Here is a 21,136-nt window from a genome sequence, read left to right on the forward strand (position 1 = left end):
GGATCGCCTCCGGTTCACGAGGCCGTGGTGGAGCAGCCGTAGTTCTTGCCGGCGGCGGTGACGAAGTCGGCGAAGACGGCCTTGGCCGAGGGGGTGCCGGGGGATTCGAGGGCGGACTGATAGGTGGCGCCGAGTTCCATCGAGAAGTACGTCGGTGTGCCCGAGCAGTCGGCCACCACGTGCCGTTGGTCGAAGCCCGAGACACGCAGGCCCGCGAGCGGCGGCTGTTCCCCGAAGCCGGGGGAGGAGGCGATCGCTTCCAGGACGCGCGGCTCCTGTGTCACGGAGAAGGTGGCGTGTCCGCTCACCTCGCAGGCCCAGGTGGGACCGGTCCGCCCCTGGACCGTCTGGCGTGCCGCTGACCTTCCCGCGGCCGGGCCGGGGAAGGTCAGGCCCTTGATGCCGCACACCGCGTCGTCCGGGACCTTCTGGCCGGCCGGTACGGCCGGGAGACCGCCGGACAGGGTGAGCGGACGGTCCGGCGCGCACCCCGCGCGTTCCGCCGCCCTGTTCGCCACGTCGGTCAGGAGCGCGGCCAGTGCCGTGGGGTCGGAGCCCTCGGGGGCGTAACCCTCGATGATGGCCGGGGCCGTCTTCGCGCAGCCCTCCGGCAGGAGCACCCAGCCATGGTCCCTGCCCACACCGCCGGTCGCCGGTCCGGAGAAGAAGGACACCGTGGCGGGACTGGGCCAGCGGCCGTCGGTGAACGCGAAGTCACCCCGCTCTTGGGTTCCCGAGATCCTCAGGTGCCCCTCACCGGCACCGGGCAGGAACGACGAGGCCTCGACGGTGCAGGAGAACTCCAGGTCGTCGCCCGCCCGGGCATCCAGGCCGTCCCCGTCGGAGATACGGCCGCCTCCGGACAGGACGGAGCCGGCCCGCGCGGTGGACACGAGGCCCCCGCACACCTCGTCCCCGGCGAAGAGATCGGTGTTCCGCCACACATGGACGCCCGCGAGTACGACACCGAGCGCCAGTACCGGAGCGATCCACTTCCACCGGGGTGCCCGGTTGCCCTTGCCTTGCGTCATGTCCTACTTCCTCGTGCGCAGCGCCGAGTACGCGTCCTCGCGCCCCGTGATGTAACTCTGTTTGGCTTCGCCCTTGGCGTGGTCGTGCGCCTCCGAGCCGGCGACACCCCGCTCGTTCCCCCACGCGTCGAGGAGCTTGTTCGTGCCCGCGATCCCCGCCGAGGTGTTGGTGCTCTCCTTGGCGCGGGCCGCGTCCTCCGCCTCGGCGGCGACGTCCTTCGAGTACTCGTAGGTGGCCGCGTCGACCATGCGCTGGATCGGGTCGCCCACGACCGGGATCTGTGTGAAGAGGCCACCGACGCCGTGGTACGTGTACCGCATCTCGTCGTTGAGGTTCCCGATCTTGGTGTCGCGGTCGTCCAGGGTCATGTCGGAGCCGATGGCGTTCATCGCTCCGTACACCTCGCCGACATGGCGGGCCTTGTTGTCCCAGTCGCCGACGACATTGCCCACCTGCTCCGGCGGAGCGTCCTTCGCGGTGAGGAGGTACTCGGCCGCGTACCGCTTCTCGTTCTCGTACAGCAGGTCGTAGACGAGTACGGGCTCGCCATCGGCCGTCTGCCCGTACGCCGCGTCCGAGACACCGCGCATCACACGCAGAAGGCTGTGCTTGGAGTTGGTGATCCCGGACTCGTCGCCGCGCCCGCTGATCTCGTCGAGACCCACGGGGCTGCCCGGGGCGGTACCACTGAGGATGGCATGGGTGTCGGCCGTGTAGTCCGACAGGGCACGGCCGAGGGGCACCTTCAGGTTCTGCGGGATCGTGTCGCCCTTGGAATCCTGGTCCAGGACGCTGATGGTCTCCTGCATGACCCGGGCCTGGGCCTCCGAGTGGTGGCCGAACGCGGCGCCCCCGGCGTTGGGTTCGCGGCCCGTGGTCGCCGCCTCCAGGGCGAGACCGAGGCCGATCTTGGCGGTCGGGTCGTCGAAGGTCGTGACGCCGTAGCCGGTGATCGTGTTCTTCGGCCAGTCGCGGGCGTCGTCTCCGTCGCCGAGCAGGTACTTCAGGTGGTTGTTGGGTACCTTGTCGCCGTCCGCGCCATTGCCCGTGGAGTCGAAGAAGGCGGTGGCCGCGTCCGGGTTCTTGCTCATGACACCGAGAAGGCCGTCGATCGGGTCGCTCTCGATGCCCTTGTGACCGCCGCCCCACAATGTGAAGATGCCGTCCTGCTTCTTCTCGGCGGCTATGAGGTCATCGCCCAGCTCGTACAGGAACTGATCGTCGAACTTCGTGTCCGCGTGCTGCATCATGCTGACGAACGACTGGTAGCCGTACAGCGGCTGGGTGTTCGAGCCGAAGTTCTTGGTGCCGGAGCTGTCGAGTCTGTCCGTCCACTCCCGGTAGAACCTGCCCTCGTCGGACGCCTTCCACTTCTTGAACGCTTCCGATCCGGGCGGCGCGTCCTTGACGCTGCCCGGCACCTGGGTGGCGGTGGCGGCGGAGTTGGCCAGACCCTTCTGGATCTCCAGGTACTGGGCCTTGTTCTTCTTGTCCGAGTCGTAGGCGCGGTCGTTGAGCTTGTTGTTGACCTTGATCAGCCCGTCGGGGCCCAGCCCGTTGAGGAGCGTCTGGGAGAAGGCCTTGTCGTGCGAGTTGTCCCGCACCGAGCGCTGGAACTCCGCCATGTCGGCCGCGGAGACCTTCTCGCCGTTGTTGATGCGGGTGGCGATGTCCTTGGTGTTCTCCGCCTCGTACTTCTCCACGTCGCCCTGCGCGTGCGCGTTGAAGCCGGTGCCCAGCGTGTTGTCGTTCTTGTCCCCGTAGCCGTCCTTGGTGACGGCCTCCAGCGCGATCTTCACGCCCTGGTCCGCGTCGTCCACCGCCTTGACGCAGTCGTCTATCGCCTTCGACCAGGACGCCACGGACTTGCGGATGCTCTCCGCGTAGTCGGGGTCGTGCCGGGTGGCCGAGCGTTCGGCCTCCGTGAGCTTCGCGTAGTCGTAGGTGACCACGCCGCCCTCGGAGATCTTCATGCCCGCCTCGACCGCCGCGGCGCACTGGTTCTCCAGGTTCTTCTTCAGGCGTACGAAGTCGTTGTGCGCGTCGCGCAGCAGCGAGGCCATGGCCTTGGCCTGGGTCTGCGCGGCGGCGTACTCGTAGCGGGTGGCGGCGAAGTTCATCTGGGCGGTGTTCGCGCTCAGCCCGGACCAGGACTGGCCGAGCGTGATGCACTGGACACTGTCCTTGTAGCGGTTTTCGACCTTCTTGATCTCCGTGGCCGCCTCGTCCCACTTGTCCGCGGCCGCGGTCAGCTTGCCCAGGTCGGTCGTCATGACCTCGCTGTAGGTGAGCATGGTTCTCCCCGTGATGCTTGTTCTGTCGAAACGGACCGGGCGGCGCGGCCCGGTCACGCGCGTGGCGTCCGGAAACCTCAGGCGAGTTGCGCGTGCAGCGCCAGCGCGAGGCCGGAGAGCTTCTCGCGGCCGGGCCCGGAGCTCTCGTCCTCGCCCGCGGTCACCACCAGCGAGGCGTCGCCGTCGTCCGAGGGCTTCACGCGCACGGTGACGCAGTCGCCGTTCCCGGAGGCCACCGCCTCACCGGCCGCTCCCGCCGCCGTCCGCCGCAGATACGCGGTCAGCTCCTCGACCGAGAATCCGCCGGCGGGCATGATCACCGGGGCCAGCAGGTTCTCGGCCGACGCGGATTCCGTGGCGATCGTGTGCACTTCCACGGTGTGGGCGCCCACGTGGAACAGACAGCTGACCAGGGCCCCGGGGTTGGCCGCGAATCCGCCCGGCCCCTGTGCGTCGCGCCCGTTCTCGGCGGTGACGGCGGGCTCGTCCCCGTCGCCGCCCGGAGCCGCCCCGGCACCCGTCTTCCCGGACAGCCCCGCCGCCTTCGCCGCGCGGGCGATGTCGTACGGGAGCGGGCAGTCGTCCGCTCCGTCCGGCCCGACCTTGTCCGCGGCCGCCCGCAGCGCGGAGACGCTCACGGGACCGGACGCCTTCCCCGCCCCCGCGTCGGAAGCGCCGGAGGCACCGTCGCCGCCGTCCTGCCCGCAACCGGTCAGCAGCGCTGTCGCGAGCAGTACGGCCACGGCGCCGCCGCTCCGGAGTCGTGTGCGTTCCATGGGGCCGGGGCCTTTCGTCCTGCGCGTACGGGGGAGGGGCAATGGGTTGTTCCGGATCATGATCTGGTCCCGCCCTACACCCCGCCGAGGCCGGACGCCCACGGACCGTACTGCGGCTTGAGCAGCGGCGAGAACTGGGAGTTGATGTCCAGGTCGTTGCGGGCGAAGCCGTTGGCGGTCCCGCGCAGGCCGTTCTTCTCCGAGCTCAGCCGGCCCATCAGGGTCTTCACCTGCTTGTCCCAGGTCTCGCCCAGCTTGGTGATCGCCGGACCGGTGGCCCAGTCGGTGAACTCCTTGGCCGCGGCGGACGAGGCCTCGTCCGCCACGTTGGCGGACTTGTTGGTACTGTCCTCCAGCTCGTTCTCAATGGTGTTCGCCGCGGCGGCCTTCTCCCCGGGTGTCGAGGCCAGGACCTGTCCGCCGAGGCCGGGCAGCGGGCCGTCGTCGGTGCTGTTGAGCCGCATGTCCGTGCTCTGCCGTTGCGTGGCCTCCGCGCGCAGCGTGGCCCATTCGTCGTCGAAGCCCATGAGATTCCCCCGTATCGCATGCCTGTGGACGGTGCCGCCGTACCCGGGCGCACCGATGGATCACCACTCGACGCTAATACATGGTCGCTACCGGTTTCGGTCCGGGTCCCGGCCCCTCGTCCCCGGCCCCTTCGGACGGGCCCCGCGACGGCTCGCGAATCGCGCCCCGGAACACCCCCGTATCCCCCCGACGCGCGCCGGGGCCCCCGCGCACACACCGCGCGGGGGCCCCGGTCGTATCGTCGGCGACTGCCTCAGTGCTGCTCCGGCAACCGCCCGATCTGCACCAGCGGCGTACCGCGCCTGCGCGACGCGAAGTACCCGCGCCCCGGCGGCATCGCATGGCCGCGCACCGAACCGATCAGCTCGCCCTCGCCCGGATCACCGGCCAGCACCACGCCCTGCGCGCCCAGCTCCTTGATCCGCTGCATGAACGACTCGTACATCGACCTGGACGCGCCGGCCGAGTTGCGGGCGATGATGAACCGCACCCCGGTGTCCCGGGCGAACGGCAGATACTCCGCGAGCGGAGCCAGCGGGTTGCCCGCGTTCGTCGCCACCAGGTCGTAGTCGTCCACGATGATGAAGATCTGCGGCCCGCTCCACCAGCTGCGGTCCCGCAGCTGCTGCGGGGTGACATCGGTCGGCGGCTGGCGCCGCGCGAACACCCCGGACAGGGCCTCCATGTGCATCTGCATGGAGCTGGCCATCGGCGCGTACTCCAGCAGGTGCGACTCCGGCAGCGCGCCCAGCAGGGCCCGCCGGTAGTCGCCGACGACGAGCTTCGCCTCGTCGGGGGAGTACCGCTCCGCGATCTGCTTGGCGATCAGCCGCAGCAGGTTGGTCTTGCCGGACTCGCTCTCGCCGAAGATCAGGAAGAACGGGTCCGTCTCGAAGTTGACGAACACCGGCTCCAGCGCCGTCTCGTCGATCCCGATCGCGATGCCCCGCTCCGGGAACTCGAACCCCTTGGGCAGCTGGTCCGCGGGCAGCTTGCGCGGCAGCAGCCGCACCGCGGGCGCCGCCGGCCCCGCCCAGTTCGCCTTCACCGTGCTGACGAACGCGGCCGTGCCGTCCGAGAGATCCGCGGCGCTGCTGACCGAGTCGATACGCGGCAGAGCACCCATGAAGTGCAGCTTCTCCGGGACCTGACCACGGCCGGGCACCCCCGCGGGCACGTTCGAGGCGACCTTGCGGTCGAACTCGGAGTCCATCACGTCACCGAGACGCAGTTCGAGCCGGCCGAGGATCTGGTCCTTCAGCGCCGCCCGCACCTCCATGTAGCGGGCCGCCGTGATGACGACATGGATGCCGTACCCGAGACCGCGCGAGGCGATGTCGGTGACGGTCTGCTCCAGCAGCTCGTACTCGGCCCGGAAACCGCCCCAGCCGTCGATCACCAGGAACACATCGCCCCAGGGCTCGCCGGGCAGCTCGCCCCGGGCGCGCTTGCGCCGGTAGGTGGCGATCGAGTCGATGGAGTGGGCCCGGAAGAACTCCTCGCGCCGGTTGAGGACCCCGGCCACCTCGGCGACCGTACGGCGTACCCGCTCCGGGTCCAGCCGGGAGGCCATCCCGCCGACATGCGGAAGCTCCGCCAGCGAGACGAGCCCGCCACCACCGAAGTCGAGACCGTAGAACTGCACCTCGTGCGGGGTGTGGGTGAGCGCGAACGACGAGACCAGCGCCCGCATCATGGTCGACTTCCCGGACTGCGGACCGCCGATCACCATCATGTGACCGGCCGCCCCGGAGAAGTCCCGGTACAGCACCTCACGGCGCTGCTCGAACGGCTTGTCGATCAGCCCGAGCGGCACGATCAGCCCGCCCGGACGCGTGTACTCGGTCGAGGAGAACCCGCGGTCCGACGTCGGCGCCAGCCCCGGCAGCAACTGGTCCAGCGTCGGCGCCCGGTCCAGCGGCGGCAGCCACACCTGGTGGGCCGGCACCCCCTGACCCTCCAGGCGCCGCACGATCACATCGAGCACCGTGTCGGCCAGCGCGTCGTCGTCCGCCGCCGACCGCGTCGCCGCCAACTGCGCCGGATCCGGGGCCGCGTACACCACCGGCACCGGAGCGGCGGTGAACACCGCGGGCCGCCGGTCGATCGGCAGCTGCCCCACCGACAGATCGGGGCCGCCCGTACGGTACGTCCCCGACACGTACGCCGCCTTGAACCGGGTCATCTCGTCCGTACCGAACTTGAGATATCCGGAACCGGGCACCGACGGCAGGTGATACGCGTCCGGCACGCCCAGCGCCGTACGCGACTCCGCCGCCGAGAAGGTCCGCAGACCGACGCGGTAGGAGAGATAGGTGTCCAGACCGCGCAGCTTGCCCTCCTCCAGGCGCTGCGAGGCCAGCAGCAGATGCACACCCAGCGAACGGCCGATACGGCCGATCTGGATGAACATGTCGATGAAGTCCGGCTTGGCGGTGAGGAGTTCGGAGAACTCGTCGATCACCAGGACCAGCGAGGCCAGCGGCTCCAGCGCGGCACCCGCGGCCCGCGCCTTCTCGTAGTCGTGGATGTTGGCGTAGTTGCCCGCCGACCGCAGCAGCTCCTGACGGCGCTGGAGCTCACCGCGGATGGCATCCCCCATGCGGTCCACCAGCGTCAGGTCGTCCGCCAGGTTGGTGATGACCGCCGCCACGTGCGGCATCTGCGACATCCCCGCGAACGTCGCACCGCCCTTGAAGTCCGCGAGGACGAAGTTCAGGGTCTCCGAGGAGTGCGTGACCGCGAGCCCGAGCACCAGGGTGCGCAGCAGCTCCGACTTTCCGGAACCCGTCGCACCGACACACAGCCCGTGCGGCCCCATGCCCTCCTGCGCGGCCTCCTTCAGGTCCAGCATCACCGGCTGGCCGTCCTCGCCGATACCGATCGGCACCCGCAGCCGCTCCGAGACCGAACGCGGCCGCCAGGTGCGCGCCACGTCGACCGAGCCCGCGTCCCCCAGATTCAGCAGATCCGTGAAGTCCAGGTTGGCCAGCAGCGGTTCGTCGTCGTCGCCCCCGCCCATCCGGAGCGGGGCCAGCTGCCTGGCCAGCGCCTCGGCGGCCGGCAGCGACATCCCGTCCGGCGCGCCCTCGTACGCGAGCCCCGCCCCCGACTCCAGCCGCAGCAGCCCCGGCCGTACCACCACCGAGAGGCCGCCGCGCTGCTCGTCCAGCTCGCCGGAGATCACCTCGACGATCGTCACGCCCTGCAGCCCCTCGGCCGCGGCGAACAGCGAGTCGGGCGGCACCATCCCGCCGTCCAGGACCACCACGACATGCGGCTGGTCCAGCACCGGCTGGCTCTCCCGGCCGAACCGCGGACGCCCGTCGAGACGGCTCGCCAGCAACTGCTCCAGCTCGCCCAGGTCATCCCCGAACAGCCGCTTCGTACCCGCCCCGTCGACCTGACCGGGAACCTGCGTGTGCGGCAGCCACTTCGTCCAGTCCCAGCGCTGCACCGCGCCCGGCGCCGCCACCACCGCGACCATCAGGTCCTCGGGGGAGTGCAGCGTCACCAGCTGCGCCACCAGCGAGCGCGCCGTCGACTGCGCCGCCTCCGGCTGCCCGGAGACCGTCACATGGTAGAAGGCCCGCATCGAGACCGCCATCGGCAGCCCGTCCAACGACCCGTGCACCGCCAGGAACTGCTGCATCGCACCGGCGCACATCGGCTCCAGCTCATCCACCGGCGCGGTGTCCGGAGCGATCAGCGGCGTCGACAGCTGCTGCGCCCCGAGCCCGACCCTGATCTGCGCGAAGTCCTTGTCCCCGACCCGCCGTTCCCAGACCCGGCTGCCCTCGGCGACCACCGACCACAACTGCTCCGGCGCGGGGTGCAGATACAGCTGCACATCGCGCTGGGAGCGCGCCGTCCTGCGCACCGTCCGCCGCGTCTGTGCCAGGTATTTGAGGTAGTCCCGCCGGACATCTGCCATTTGCCCCTGCGTACCCCGGCGATGCCGGACAAGCTGGGCGACCACCATTCCGACGGTCGAGACCAGCATCAGGACACCCATGATCCGCATGAACGGAGGGGCCTGGGGCGAGAAGAAGAAGACCACCGACGAACCCATGCCGAGCACCGGCAGGATCTGCATCAGCATGCCCTCCTGCTGCCCGCGCGGCAGTTCGGGAGGAGCCTCCAACGTCAATTCTTCCGCGGGTACTTCCGGCGGCAGAGACCGCGGAGGTCGTTTCACGACGATCTGGCTCACCGGAACATCAATCCCTCAATACGGACGGGCGGAAGGCCGGTCTGGTCCGCACCGACGCCCCCGTGGCTGCGTGTGCGCGGACTTCCCTCCGCGCGACGGCGATCCTACTTGCAGATCACCCGCCCACCTCCCGGTAGGGTGGCGCGCGCACTGTGCGCAACCGCGAATCAGGGGGACCAGACACGTGAGTACGACCGCAGCGACGGGTTTCTGCCGCGTCACTGTCGTGGCGCCCGACAGCCGGATCGACGTCGCCCTGCCGGAGGACATCGCCGTCGCCGACGTCTACCCGGAGATCCTGCGTCTCACGGGCCAGAGCCAGGCGGCCGGAGCGCCCACCGGCTATCACCTCGTACGCCGCGACGGAACCGTCCTGGACGGCGCCCGCACCCTCGCCGCCCAGCAGGTGCTCGACGGCGAACTCCTCAGCCTGCGACCGTTCGCGCAGTCGCTGCCGCCCGCCGTGTTCGACGACGTCTCGGACGCCGTCGCCTCGGCCGTCACCCGCGACCGCCACCTCTGGAGCGACGAACTGCTGCGCGGCGCGGGGCTGGTCGGCGGAGTCCTCCTGCTCGTCCTCATGGGCTTCGTGCTCTGGTTCGCCGACCCGGTCCGGCACGACATGCACAGCCTGCCCGGCATCATCGCGGGCTCCGCCGGACTGCTGCTGACCGCCTTCGCCGGCGTGCGCGCCCGGGTGTACGCGGACCGTGCCACGGCCGTCGCCCTCGGCCTCGGCGCACTCCCGCTCGCGCTCATCGCGGGCTCCGGCATCATCGGCCCGGACGCCGGCCAGGGACCGGGACGCCTCCAGTTCCTCCTCGGCTGCGTCGCCGTCCTGGTCGCCTCCGTCGCCCTGGTCGCCCTGACCCCCAGCGGTGACGCGCCGTTCGTCGCCGCCACCTTCCTGGCCACCGTCGGCACGCTCGCCACCTTCGTCGCGATACTGACCGAGGCGTCGGCCACCCAGACCGCCGCCGTCTGCGCCCCGGTCGCCCTCGGCCTCGTGGCGTTCCTCCCCGGCCTCTCCGCACGCTTCGCCCGGCTGCCCATCGGCTACGCCTCACCGCGCACCGCCCCCGGCGGCTACGACGACGACTTCGCCGACCCGAACGGCCCCGGCGCCGACCCGGAGCCCGTCGACGCCGAGCGCATCGCCGCCCAGGCCCGCCGCGGCCACGAGATGCTCCTCGGCCTGGTCGGCGGCTGCGCCGCCGTGGCCGTCGGGTCCGCCGCCGTCCTCGGCTTCTCCGACAACATCTGGGGACAGGTCCTCGCGCTCGCCGCCGGCCTCGCGATGCTGCTGCGCGCCCGCCTCTTCCGCTACACCTCCCAGGTCGCCTGCGTCCTGGTGGCCGGCATCGGCGCCATCGCCCTGCTCGTGCTCGGCCTCTCGCTGAACCCGCCCACCGACCTGCTGTACGACCTGGTCCGCTACGGCGACCGCGGCTCCCTCGACATCCGTACGATCTGGCTCTCCGCGGCCGTCGCCGCGGGCGCCGCGCTGTTCACCGCGATCGGCCTGGTCATCCCGCGCAAGGGGCTCTCGCCCTTCTGGGGGCGCCTCCTCGACCTCGCGGAGAGCGCCCTGCTGCTCTCCCTGGTCCCGCTCTGCCTGGCCGTCCTCGACGTCTTCGCCAAGGCCAGGGCCCTCACCAGCTGAGGCCCGGCCGGGGCGCTCCGTACGGGCTGGTACTCTGACTGGTGGCCGTTTGTGTACGCGCCCTCGGGTCAGCCTGAGGACTGCGCTCATCGGACCTTCGCCTCCGAGTCACGGAAGCACCCCTGCGATCAAGACCAGGGGCACTCGTGGGCGCATCGAACATCAAGAGGAGTACGCGTGCCGCTCGACGCCGCTACGAAGAAGCAGATCATGGCCGAGTTCGCCCAGAAGGAGGGTGACACCGGTTCCCCCGAGGTTCAGGTCGCCATGCTCTCCCGCCGGATCTCGGACCTGACGGAGCACCTCAAGACGCACAAGCACGACCACCACTCCCGTCGTGGTCTGCTGATCCTGGTCGGCCAGCGTCGCCGCCTCCTGCAGTACCTCGCCAAGAAGGACATCCAGCGCTTCCGTGCGCTCGTCGACCGCCTCGGCATCCGCCGCGGTGCGGCCGGCGGCGCCAAGTAAGGACGCTGTGGAAGGGAGCGGTTCCCGGTTCTAGGGGGCCGCTCCCTTTGCCGTATGTGCAGGACCGGTGTCAAGCTCAGTAACCTGGGCGCAATACACCAGAACGATGGAGAGGCGCATCGACGCCGCCGCCGGTCCTCGGTAGTGGCCCCCGGGACAACGCCCGGGAGCTTCGATCGAAGACCGGCCCGCACCCACGGTGCGCTTCTCCGTACCGTCCTCCGCCACACGGGCAGGAGGACGAAGACGACGAGTATGGAGATATCACTAGTGGAGAACGAGACCCACTACGCCGAAGCCGTTATCGACAACGGAACCTTCGGCACCCGCACCATCCGCTTCGAGACGGGCCGCCTGGCCAAGCAGGCCGCCGGCTCCGCCGTCGCGTACCTGGACGACGACACCATGGTGCTGTCGGCCACCACCGCCTCCAAGCGGCCCAAGGACCAGCTCGACTTCTTCCCCCTCACGGTGGACGTCGAGGAGCGGCAGTACGCGGCCGGCAAGATCCCCGGCTCCTTCTTCCGCCGTGAGGGCCGGCCCTCCGAGGACGCGATCCTCACCTGCCGCCTGATCGACCGCCCGCTGCGCCCCTCCTTCAAGAAGGGCCTGCGCAACGAGATCCAGATCGTCGAGACGATCATGGCGCTCAACCCCGACCACCTGTACGACGTGGTCGCGATCAACGCCGCCTCCTGCTCCACGCAGCTGGCCGGCCTGCCCTTCTCCGGCCCGGTCGGCGGCACCCGTGTCGCCCTGATCAAGGGCCAGTGGGTCGCCTTCCCGACGCACACCGAGCTCGAGGACGCCGTCTTCGACATGGTCGTCGCCGGTCGCGTCCTGGAGGACGGCGACGTCGCGATCATGATGGTCGAGGCCGAGGCCACCGAGAAGACCATCCAGCTCGTCAAGGACGGCGCCGAGGCCCCCACCGAGGAGGTCGTCGCCGCCGGTCTGGAAGCCGCGAAGCCCTTCATCAAGGCGCTCTGCAAGGCCCAGTCCGACCTGGCCGCCAAGGCCGCCAAGCCGGTCGGCGAGTTCCCGGTCTTCCTGGACTACCAGGACGACGTCTTCGAGGCCCTCTCCGCCGCGGTCACCTCCGAGCTCGCCCAGGCGCTCACCATCGCCGGCAAGCAGGACCGCGAGGCCGAGCTGGACCGCGTCAAGGAGATCGCCGCCGAGAAGCTGCTCCCGGCCTTCGAGGGCCGCGAGAAGGAGATCTCCGCCGCGTACCGCTCGCTGACCAAGAAGCTGGTCCGCGAGCGCGTCATCAAGGACAAGGTCCGCATCGACGGCCGCGGAGTCACGGACATCCGTACGCTCGCCGCCGAGGTCGAGGCCATCCCGCGCGTGCACGGCTCGGCGCTGTTCGAGCGTGGCGAGACCCAGATCCTGGGCGTCACCACCCTCAACATGCTCCGTATGGAGCAGCAGCTGGACACCCTTTCCCCGGTGACCCGCAAGCGCTACATGCACAACTACAACTTCCCGCCGTACTCCGTCGGTGAGACCGGCCGCGTGGGCTCGCCCAAGCGCCGCGAGATCGGCCACGGCGCCCTCGCCGAGCGCGCGATCGTCCCGGTCCTGCCCTCGCGCGAGGAGTTCCCCTACGCGATCCGCCAGGTCTCCGAGGCGCTGGGCTCCAACGGCTCGACGTCCATGGGCTCGGTCTGCGCCTCCACCATGTCCCTGCTGAACGCCGGTGTGCCGCTCAAGGCCGCCGTCGCCGGTATCGCCATGGGCCTGATCTCGCAGGAGATCGACGGCAAGACCCACTACGTCGCCCTCACCGACATCCTCGGTGCGGAGGACGCCTTCGGCGACATGGACTTCAAGGTCGCCGGTACGAAGCAGTTCGTGACCGCGCTCCAGCTCGACACCAAGCTCGACGGCATCCCCGCCTCGGTCCTGGCCGCCGCGCTGAAGCAGGCCCGTGACGCGCGTCTGCACATCCTGGACGTCATGAACGAGGCCATCGACGTCCCGGACGAGATGTCCCCGAACGCCCCGCGGATCATCACCGTCAAGATCCCGGTGGACAAGATCGGTGAGGTCATCGGCCCCAAGGGCAAGATGATCAACCAGATCCAGGAGGACACCGGCGCCGACATCACGATCGAGGACGACGGCACCATCTACATCGGTGCCCAGCAGGGCTCGCAGGCCGAGGCCGCGCGCGCCACGATCAACGCGATCGCCAACCCGACCATGCCGGAGGTCGGCGAGCGCTACCTGGGTACGGTCGTCAAGACCACGACCTTCGGTGCGTTCGTCTCCCTGATGCCCGGCAAGGACGGCCTGCTGCACATCTCGCAGATCCGCAAGCTCGCCGGTGGCAAGCGCGTGGAGAACGTCGAGGACGTGCTCGCCGTCGGTGCCAAGGTCCAGGTCGAGATCGCCGAGATCGACTCCCGCGGCAAGCTCTCCCTGATCCCCGTGATCGAGGGCGAAGAGGCCGATGAGAAGGACGACGCCGCCAAGTGACGTCCCGTAGTTCCGTGACGACGGCCCGCACCTCTCCCAAGGCGCGGGCCGTCGCCCGTACCCAGACGCTCCTCAAGGGCACCAACGGCATCGGCACGGTCCGCCGCACCGTCCTCCCCGGCGGTCTGCGCATCGTCACCGAGACCCTGCCCTCCGTACGCTCCGCCACCTTCGGGATCTGGGCCAACGTCGGATCACGCGACGAGACCCCCACCCTGAACGGCGCGACCCACTACCTCGAACACCTCCTCTTCAAGGGCACCGCCAAGCGCAGCGCCCTCGACATCTCCGCCGCGCTCGACGCGGTCGGCGGCGAGATGAACGCCTTCACGGCGAAGGAGTACACCTGCTACTACGCGCGGGTCCTGGACACCGACCTGCCGCTGGCCATCGATGTCGTCTGCGACATGCTGACCGGCTCCCTGATCGCCCCCGAGGACGTCGACGCCGAGCGCGGAGTCATCCTTGAGGAGATCGCGATGACGGAGGACGACCCGGGCGACTGCGTGCACGACCTGTTCGCGCACACCATGCTCGGTGACACCCCTCTGGGCCGCCCGGTCCTCGGCACCGTGGACACCATCAACGCGCTCAACCGCGGCCAGATCGACCGCTTCTACAAGAAGCACTACGACCCCACGCACCTCGTCGTCGCCGCGGCCGGCAACGTCGACCACGCCACGGTCGTACGCCAGGTACGCAAGGCCTTCGAACGCGCGGGCGCACTCTCCCGAACGGACGCCGTCCCGATGGCGCCGCGCGAGGGCTCCCGCACACTGCGCACCGCCGGCCGCGTGGAGGTGCTGAACCGCAAGACCGAGCAGGCCCACGTGGTCCTCGGCATGCCCGGTCTCGCCCGCACCGACGAGCGCCGCTGGGCCCTCGGCGTACTCAACACCGCCCTCGGCGGCGGCATGAGCTCCCGCCTCTTCCAGGAGGTACGGGAGAAGCGCGGACTCGCCTACAGCGTGTACTCGTACACCTCGGGCTTCGCCGACTGCGGGCTCTTCGGCGTGTACGCGGGCTGCCGGCCCGGCCAGGTGCACGATGTGCTGAAGATCTGCCGGGACGAGCTCGACCGCGTCGCGGCGGACGGCCTCGGCGACGAGGAGATCGCGCGCGCCATCGGGCAGCTCTCCGGCTCCACCGTCCTGGGCCTGGAGGACACCGGCGCGCTGATGAACCGGATCGGCAAGAGCGAGCTGTGCTGGGGCGAGCAGATGTCGGTCGACGACATGCTCGCGAGCATCGCGGCGGTCACCCCCGACGACGTCCGCGCGGTGGCGGGCGACCTCCTGGGACACCGGCCCTCGCTGTCCGTCATCGGGCCGCTCAAGGACAAGCAGGCGGACCGCCTCCACCAAGCGGTCTCCTAACCCCGAAGGAAGCAAGCAATGAGCAAGCTGCGCGTAGCCGTTCTCGGTGCCAAGGGCCGTATCGGAGCCGAGGCGGTACGAGCCGTCGAGGCCGCCGGTGACATGGAGCTGGTGGCGGCCCTGGGCCGGGGCGACCGGCTGGAGACCCTGGTCGACACCGGTGCCCAGGCCGTCGTCGAGCTCACCACACCCGCTTCGGTGATGGGAAACCTCGACTTCTGCGTCCGCCACGGCATCCACGCCGTCGTCGGCACCACGGGCTGGACCGACGAACGGCTCGCGCAGCTGAACAGCTGGCTGGAGGGCTCGCCGGAGACCGGCGTGCTCATCGCCCCGAACTTCTCCATCGGCGCCGTCCTGACCATGAAGTTCGCGGAGCGGGCCGCCCGGTACTTCGAGTCGGTCGAGGTCATCGAGCTGCACCACCCCAACAAGGTGGACGCGCCGTCCGGCACCGCCACCCGAACGGCCCAGCTGATCGCGGCGGCCCGTGAGAAGGCCGGCCGCGCCGCGCAGCCGGACGCCACCACCACCGCTCTGGACGGTGCCCGCGGCGCGGACGTCGACGGCGTCCCGGTCCACGCGGTCCGGCTCCGCGGCCTCCTCGCCCACCAGGAAGTGCTGCTCGGCGGCGAGGGCGAGACCCTCACCATCCGCCATGACTCCCTGCACCACAGCAGCTTCATGCCGGGCATCCTGCTCGGCACCCGCCGTGTGGTGACCACTCCGGGCCTCACGTTCGGCCTGGAGCACTTCCTCGACCTGAACTGACTGGGCCACACCCATGCGCGCAAAGATCACCTACCTTGTCACCGCTGCCGTCCTGGTCTTCTATTTCGCCCTGGTCGGCAGCCGGGGCCTGCTCCTCATACGGCACGGCACCCTGCTGACGGTCACCTTCGGCGTGGCGGTCCTGGTACTGCCGGTGATCGGCGTCTGGTTCCTCTGGAAGAACACCCAGTTCGTCCGCAGGGCCAACGCGCTGGCCGCCGCACTGGAGGCGGAGGGCGGGCTCCCGGTCGACGAACTGACCCGTACCCCGGCCGGCCGTATCGACCGCGACTCCGCCGACGCGGTGTTCGCCCGCCGCCGTGAGGAGACCGAGGACTCCCCGGACGACTGGCGGTGCTGGTTCCGCCTGGCGGTCGCCTACCAGGACGCGCGGGACACCCCACGCGCCCGCAAGGCGATGCAGCGCGCGATCGCGCTGCACGGGAGCAAGCCGGCACGGGCCTGACGGCAGGGCATCGGCAGAGCATCGGCCGACACGACCGGCGACCACGCCCCCGGCCACCGGGGACGTCCTCACAGACCGCAGGCCCGGTACGGGGTATCCGTACCGGGCCTGCGGTCTGCCTGGGGCCACTACTGGCGGTATTCGTCGCCCCAGGCCTCGATGGTGTCCGTCGCCCGCTCGAAGGCCTCGTCCCGGCCCAGGAAGTCCGCGTTGTGGTCGGTGACCAGCGGCGGCAGGGTGCCGCCGCCGTGACGGACCACGACGAGGGCCTGACCCTGCACGGTACGGGGCAGACCGAGCCACTTCACCGGCTGCTGGACGGTACGTACCTCCGCCGCCCGGTTCCACGGCACGGTGGTGGTCCGGAAGAAACCCACCCGCCGTACGCCGTGCCGGCTGACCCACGCACCGACCCGGAGCAGCCGGAGCGAGCACATGATCACCGCGGCGGCGAGCGCGAAGCACGCGAGCCCTCCGGACAGCCCGCCCGCCGCACCGATGATCACGGCCGCGAGGAGCACGAACGAGGCGAGCAACAACAGGGTGGCCGCTGCCGCGACCCGCCACGGGCCGGGACGGTAGGGCCGCCGCCAGCTGTCGTGGTCGTCGAACGGCAGCGCGACGTCCTCCGCGCTCGCGTCGAATGCGCGGTCGGCCGTCAGAAAGGGCAGGGGCACGACTGATCCTCACTCACAAGCACGCTCGATTGCTGTGCCCGGTGAGGCTACCGAGACCCGCACCGGGCCGACCACCCCAGGGGGTCCGTACGGGTCAGCGGCCTTCGGAGGCCTCGGACTGCTTGCCCTGGGCCGGGGCCTGGTCGGGATCGAGAGCCGGAAGGCCGAAGAGCAGCGATCCGACGAGGCCCGCGACCACGGTCAGCCCCACGAGGGAACGGCCCGCCAGCTCGGAGACGCTGACACGGCTCCGGGGCGGCGGAGTGACATTACTGCGGAACCGGTCGGCCTCGGCGACGAACGAGAACGGGACGGATTCACGCCGGCGGAACATGAGGAAACTCTCCTTGAAGTCTGTGGCGGGTGCTGCTAATGAGTCAGACGTACAGAACGCCCGATCGGTGCCCCGAATCGCCGAATCAATGCGAGATTTCCCCGTACGGGCGGTCCCGACGGCGTTGTCGGTGCCGGGCCGTAGAGTGGACGCCGCCCGAGCGACGCCATTGGAAGGACCCCCGCCGGTGACCGACACCCCCGAACCCGCAAAGCCCAGCTTCCGCAGCGATGTCACCGTTGACCTGGTCAAACACGCCGCAGGTGACTCCGATGTCCTGTTCGCCGCCCGTGTCTCCACGGCGGGCGAGCAGTCGCTGGAAGAGGTCACCAAGGACCCCGAGCGGTCCAAGGGCCTGATCAACTTCCTGATGCGCGACCGGCACGGAAGCCCGTTCGAGCACAACTCGATGACCTTCTTCATCAGTGCCCCCATCTTCGTCTTCCGTGAGTTCATGCGGCACCGCGTCGGCTGGTCGTACAACGAGGAATCGGGCCGCTACAGGGAGCTGGAGCCGGTCTTCTACGTCCCGGGGGAGTCCCGCAAGCTCGTCCAGCAGGGCCGCCCCGGCAAGTACGAGTTCGTCGAGGGAACCGAGGAGCAGCACGAGCTCACCGGCCGTGTGATGGAGGACTCCTACCGCCAGGCGTACGACGCGTACCAGGAGATGCTCGCCGCCGGAGTGGCCCGCGAGGTCGCCCGCGCGGTCCTGCCCGTCGGTCTCTTCTCGACGATGTACGCCACGTGCAACGCCCGCTCCCTGATGCACTTCCTCGGCCTGCGCACGCAGCACGAGCTGGCGAAGGTCCCGTCCTTCCCGCAGCGCGAGATCGAGATGGTCGGCGAGCAGATGGAGGCCCACTGGGCGCGGCTCATGCCGCTCACTCATGCCGCCTTCAACAAAAATGGACGGGTCGCCCCGTAAGCGGTGTCCGTATTGCGGCGTTTCATGAAGTTCATCTAGGCTGATCAAACGGACCCGGCACTGCTTGAACCCCCGAGCAGGCAGTGTCGGGTTCCACTTCCCCGTCCCCCCGAGGGGACACCGTGCGCTGAGCAACGAGTAGCGTGTTACCCATGGCTCCGATCTCCACTCCGCAGACCCCCTTCGGGCGGGTCCTCACCGCTATGGTCACGCCCTTCACGGCGGACGGCGCACTCGACCTCGACGGCGCCCAGCGGCTCGCCGCCCATCTGGTGGACGCAGGCAATGACGGCCTGATCATCAATGGCACCACCGGCGAGTCCCCGACCACCAGCGACGCGGAGAAGGACCAGCTCGTACGGGCGGTGCTCGAAGCGGTAGGAGACCGGGCCCACGTCGTGGCCGGCATCGGCACCAACGACACCCGTCACAGCGTCGAGCTGGCTTGCAGCGCCGAGCGCGCCGGTGCCCACGGCCTCCTCGCCGTCACCCCGTACTACAACAAGCCCCCGCAGGAAGGCCTCCTGCGCCACTTCACCGCCATCGCGGACTCCACCGGCCTCCCCGTGATGCTGTACGACATCCCCGGGCGGAGCGGTGTCCCGATCGACACGGAGACCCTCGTCCGGCTGGCCGGGCACCCGCGCATCGTCGCCAACAAGGACGCCAAGGGCGACCTGGGCCGCGCCAGCTGGGCCATCGCCCAGTCCGGCCTCGCCTGGTACTCCGGCGACGACATGCTGAACCTCCCGCTGCTCTCGGTCGGCGCGGTCGGCTTCGTCTCCGTCGTCGGCCATGTGGTGACCCCCGATCTGCGGGCACTCATCGAGGCCCACCTCGGCGGCGACGTCCACAAGGCCACGGAGATCCACCAGAAGCTGCTTCCGGTCTTCACCGGAATGTTCCGCACCCAGGGCGTGATCACCACGAAGGCCGCTCTGACGCTCCAGGGCCTCCCGGCCGGTCCGCTGCGCCTCCCCCTGGTGGAACTCACCGCACAGGAGACGGCTCAGCTCAAGATCGATCTGGCCGCCGGTGGGGTACAGCTGTAACCACGGACTTCACAACTGAATAGGCGAGGAATGCTCGCCGAGCACCATCCCAGACAACAGCAAGTGCACGAATGACACGCGCGCCACGTGCCTCAGCGGTACGTGGCGCGCGTGGTGAGGAGAGTCTTTTGAGTCATCCGCATCCTGAACTCGGTACCCCGCCGAAGCTTCCGAAGGGCGGCCTGCGGGTCACCCCGCTCGGCGGCCTCGGCGAGATCGGCCGCAACATGACGGTCTTCGAGTACGGCGGCCGCCTGCTCATCGTCGACTGCGGAGTGCTCTTCCCCGAGGAGGAGCAGCCCGGGATCGACCTGATCCTTCCGGACTTCACCACCATCCGGGACCGTCTGGACGACGTCGAGGGCATCGTCCTCACGCACGGCCACGAGGACCACATCGGTGGTGTCCCGTACCTGCTGCGCCTGAAGCCGGACATCCCGCTCATCGGCTCCAAGCTGACCCTCGCGCTCATCGAGGCCAAGCTCCAGGAGCACCGGATCCGCCCGTACACCCTCGAAGTCACCGAGGGCCAGCGCGAGCGCATCGGCGTCTTCGACTGCGAGTTCATCGCGGTCAACCACTCGATCCCGGACGCACTGGCGGTCGCCATCCGCACCCCCGCGGGCATGGCCGTCGCGACCGGTGACTTCAAGATGGACCAGCTCCCGCTGGACGGGCGCCTCACCGACCTCCACGCCTTCGCCCGGCTGAGCGAGGAGGGCATCGACCTGCTGCTCTCCGACTCGACGAACGCGGAGGTCCCCGGCTTCGTACCGCCCGAGCGGGACATCTCCAACGTCCTGCGCACGGTCTTCGCCAATGCCCAGAAGCGCATCATCGTGGCCAGCTTCGCCAGCCACGTCCACCGCATCCAGCAGATCCTGGATGCCGCCCACGAGTACGGCCGCAGGGTCGCCTTCGTCGGCCGTTCGATGGTCCGCAACATGGGCATCGCCCGTGACCTCGGCTATCTGAAGGTCCCCGCGGGCCTGGTCGTCGACGTGAAGACCCTCGACGACCTGCCGGACGACGAGGTCGTGCTCGTCTGTACGGGCTCGCAGGGCGAGCCGATGGCCGCCCTGTCCCGCATGGCCAACCGCGACCATCAGATTCGGATCGTCCAGGGCGACACGGTGATCCTCGCGTCGTCCCTGATCCCGGGCAACGAGAACGCGGTCTACCGCGTGATCAACGGCCTGACCCGCTGGGGCGCCAATGTCGTCCACAAGGGCAACGCCAAGGTCCATGTCTCGGGCCACGCCTCGGCCGGTGAGCTGCTGTACTTCTACAACATCTGCAAGCCGAAGAACCTGATGCCGGTCCACGGCGAATGGCGCCACCTGCGCGCCAACGCCGAACTGGGCGCACTCACGGGTGTCCCCAAGGACCACATCGTCATCGCCGAGGACGGCGTCGTCGTCGACCTGGTCGACGGCAAGGCCAAGATCGTCGGCAAGGTCCAGGCCGGTTACGTCTATGTCGACGGCCTCTCGGTCGGCGATGTCACCGAGACCTCCCTCAAGGACCGCCGCATTCTCGGTGACGAGGGCATCATCTCGGTCTTCATCGTGGTCGACAGCTCCTCCGGCAAGATCGTGGGCGGCCCCCACATCCAGGCCCGGGGCTCCGGCATCGACGACGCGGCCTTCAGCGCCGTCGTCCCGAAGGTCGAGGAAGCGCTCAACAAGTCGGCCCAGGACGGAGTGATGGAGCCCCACCAGCTCCAGCAGCTCGTCCGCCGCTCGGTGGGCAAGTGGGTCTCCGACACCTACCGCCGGCGCCCGATGATCCTTCCGGTTGTCGTCGAGGTCTGATCCTCACGACCGCCCTACCGGAGCGGGGCGCCTCGATTTGCATCGGGGCGCCCCGCTCCAGTACGTTTACGTCTCCGCCCAACCGGGAAGCGCCCGCGCAGTCATGCGCAGGGAGCCCAGCCGGAGGGGGCGGGAATTCCGACTCAGAATCTCTGATAAAGTCGGGCCCGCCGAAAGGCAAAGGCCACTCCGCAGGCCGCTGGAATCGAATTCGGACCGGAAACGGAACGGAAAAGAGTCTGGTAAAGTCGGACTCGCCGGAA

The 21,136-nt window shown here is 69.6% G+C and carries 16 protein-coding genes; 9 read left to right on the forward strand and 7 right to left on the reverse strand.

Translation table 11 applies throughout. The features are described from left to right. Positions 1–14 precede the first annotated feature (14 nt). The 5 genes from ACIGJO_RS29055 to eccCa all read right to left on the reverse strand — a co-directional run bounded on the left by ACIGJO_RS29055 (position 15) and on the right by eccCa (position 8,843). A complete protein-coding gene (locus ACIGJO_RS29055) occupies positions 15–1,031 on the reverse strand; it encodes a hypothetical protein (protein WP_399963076.1) in 1,017 nt (338 codons plus the stop codon). A 3-nt stretch (positions 1,032–1,034) separates the two neighbouring features. After that, entirely contained in the window at positions 1,035–3,326 is a 2,292-nt protein-coding gene (locus tag ACIGJO_RS29060) for a hypothetical protein (RefSeq protein ID WP_399963078.1), read from the reverse strand. Between the two features lie 77 nt (positions 3,327–3,403). Beyond that, the gene (locus ACIGJO_RS29065) at positions 3,404–4,102 is read right to left on the reverse strand and encodes a hypothetical protein (protein ID WP_399963080.1); all 699 of its coding nucleotides are present in this window, start codon (positions 4,100–4,102) and stop codon (positions 3,404–3,406) included. A 74-nt stretch (positions 4,103–4,176) separates the two neighbouring features. Further along, the gene (locus ACIGJO_RS29070) at positions 4,177–4,629 is read right to left on the reverse strand and encodes a hypothetical protein (RefSeq protein WP_399963082.1); all 453 of its coding nucleotides are present in this window, start codon (positions 4,627–4,629) and stop codon (positions 4,177–4,179) included. Positions 4,630–4,883: 254 nt separating this feature from the next. Beyond that, positions 4,884–8,843, reverse strand: coding sequence for a type VII secretion protein EccCa (gene eccCa / locus ACIGJO_RS29075; RefSeq protein WP_399963084.1), 3,960 nt, complete (start codon positions 8,841–8,843; stop codon positions 4,884–4,886). A gap of 184 nt (positions 8,844–9,027) precedes the next feature. Here eccCa and eccD point away from each other — a divergent pair, with 184 nt between their 5' ends. From eccD to ACIGJO_RS29105, 6 genes are all read left to right on the forward strand, one after another. Further along, positions 9,028–10,506, forward strand: coding sequence for a type VII secretion integral membrane protein EccD (gene eccD / locus ACIGJO_RS29080; RefSeq protein WP_399963086.1), 1,479 nt, complete (start codon positions 9,028–9,030; stop codon positions 10,504–10,506). Positions 10,507–10,683: 177 nt separating this feature from the next. Next, complete coding sequence (gene rpsO / locus ACIGJO_RS29085) at positions 10,684–10,974, forward strand: 30S ribosomal protein S15 (RefSeq protein ID WP_014048684.1); 291 nt, start codon at positions 10,684–10,686, stop codon at positions 10,972–10,974. 270 nt (positions 10,975–11,244) lie between these two features. After that, positions 11,245–13,458, forward strand: a complete 2,214-nt coding sequence (locus tag ACIGJO_RS29090; RefSeq protein WP_399963126.1) for a polyribonucleotide nucleotidyltransferase — start codon at positions 11,245–11,247, stop codon at positions 13,456–13,458. Continuing rightward, positions 13,455–14,834 (forward strand): M16 family metallopeptidase, encoded by a 1,380-nt coding sequence (locus ACIGJO_RS29095; RefSeq protein WP_399963089.1) that lies wholly within the window; start codon positions 13,455–13,457, stop codon positions 14,832–14,834. Before ACIGJO_RS29090 ends, ACIGJO_RS29095 begins: the two co-directional genes overlap by 4 nt. An 18-nt stretch (positions 14,835–14,852) precedes the next feature. Continuing rightward, on the forward strand, positions 14,853–15,605 hold the full coding sequence (gene dapB / locus ACIGJO_RS29100) for a 4-hydroxy-tetrahydrodipicolinate reductase (protein WP_399963091.1): 753 nt from the start codon (positions 14,853–14,855) through the stop codon (positions 15,603–15,605). Positions 15,606–15,618: 13 nt separating this feature from the next. Then, the gene (locus ACIGJO_RS29105) at positions 15,619–16,071 is read left to right on the forward strand and encodes a hypothetical protein (RefSeq protein ID WP_399963093.1); all 453 of its coding nucleotides are present in this window, start codon (positions 15,619–15,621) and stop codon (positions 16,069–16,071) included. Between the two features lie 128 nt (positions 16,072–16,199). Here the strand turns inward: ACIGJO_RS29105 and ACIGJO_RS29110 are convergent, their stop codons facing one another. Then, entirely contained in the window at positions 16,200–16,748 is a 549-nt protein-coding gene (locus tag ACIGJO_RS29110; RefSeq protein WP_399963095.1) for a hypothetical protein, read from the reverse strand. A gap of 94 nt (positions 16,749–16,842) precedes the next feature. After that, entirely contained in the window at positions 16,843–17,082 is a 240-nt protein-coding gene (locus tag ACIGJO_RS29115; RefSeq protein ID WP_399963097.1) for a hypothetical protein, read from the reverse strand. 187 nt (positions 17,083–17,269) lie between these two features. Here ACIGJO_RS29115 and thyX point away from each other — a divergent pair, with 187 nt between their 5' ends. The 3 genes from thyX to ACIGJO_RS29130 all read left to right on the forward strand — a co-directional run bounded on the left by thyX (position 17,270) and on the right by ACIGJO_RS29130 (position 20,873). Next, a complete protein-coding gene (gene thyX / locus ACIGJO_RS29120; RefSeq protein ID WP_399963099.1) occupies positions 17,270–18,007 on the forward strand; it encodes an FAD-dependent thymidylate synthase in 738 nt (245 codons plus the stop codon). A 152-nt stretch (positions 18,008–18,159) separates the two neighbouring features. Continuing rightward, a complete protein-coding gene (gene dapA / locus ACIGJO_RS29125; RefSeq protein ID WP_399963101.1) occupies positions 18,160–19,059 on the forward strand; it encodes a 4-hydroxy-tetrahydrodipicolinate synthase in 900 nt (299 codons plus the stop codon). Positions 19,060–19,187: 128 nt separating this feature from the next. Beyond that, positions 19,188–20,873 (forward strand): ribonuclease J, encoded by a 1,686-nt coding sequence (locus ACIGJO_RS29130; RefSeq protein ID WP_399963103.1) that lies wholly within the window; start codon positions 19,188–19,190, stop codon positions 20,871–20,873. Positions 20,874–21,136: the final 263 nt, after the last annotated feature.

This window comes from Streptomyces sp. NPDC079020 (genome assembly GCF_044542225.1).
Taxonomy (GTDB): Bacteria; Actinomycetota; Actinomycetes; order Streptomycetales; family Streptomycetaceae; genus Streptomyces.

Coding starts and splice junctions, on each gene's coding strand:
- dapB (WP_399963091.1), top strand. CDS start 14,853: ATGAGCAAGCTGCGCGTAGCCGTTCTCGGTGCCAAGGGCCGTATCGGA.
- ACIGJO_RS29060 (WP_399963078.1), bottom strand. CDS start 3,326: ATGCTCACCTACAGCGAGGTCATGACGACCGACCTGGGCAAGCTGACC.
- ACIGJO_RS29055 (WP_399963076.1), bottom strand. CDS start 1,031: ATGACGCAAGGCAAGGGCAACCGGGCACCCCGGTGGAAGTGGATCGCT.
- ACIGJO_RS29105 (WP_399963093.1), top strand. CDS start 15,619: ATGCGCGCAAAGATCACCTACCTTGTCACCGCTGCCGTCCTGGTCTTC.
- dapA (WP_399963101.1), top strand. CDS start 18,160: ATGGCTCCGATCTCCACTCCGCAGACCCCCTTCGGGCGGGTCCTCACC.
- ACIGJO_RS29115 (WP_399963097.1), bottom strand. CDS start 17,082: ATGTTCCGCCGGCGTGAATCCGTCCCGTTCTCGTTCGTCGCCGAGGCC.
- ACIGJO_RS29070 (WP_399963082.1), bottom strand. CDS start 4,629: ATGGGCTTCGACGACGAATGGGCCACGCTGCGCGCGGAGGCCACGCAA.
- ACIGJO_RS29065 (WP_399963080.1), bottom strand. CDS start 4,102: ATGGAACGCACACGACTCCGGAGCGGCGGCGCCGTGGCCGTACTGCTC.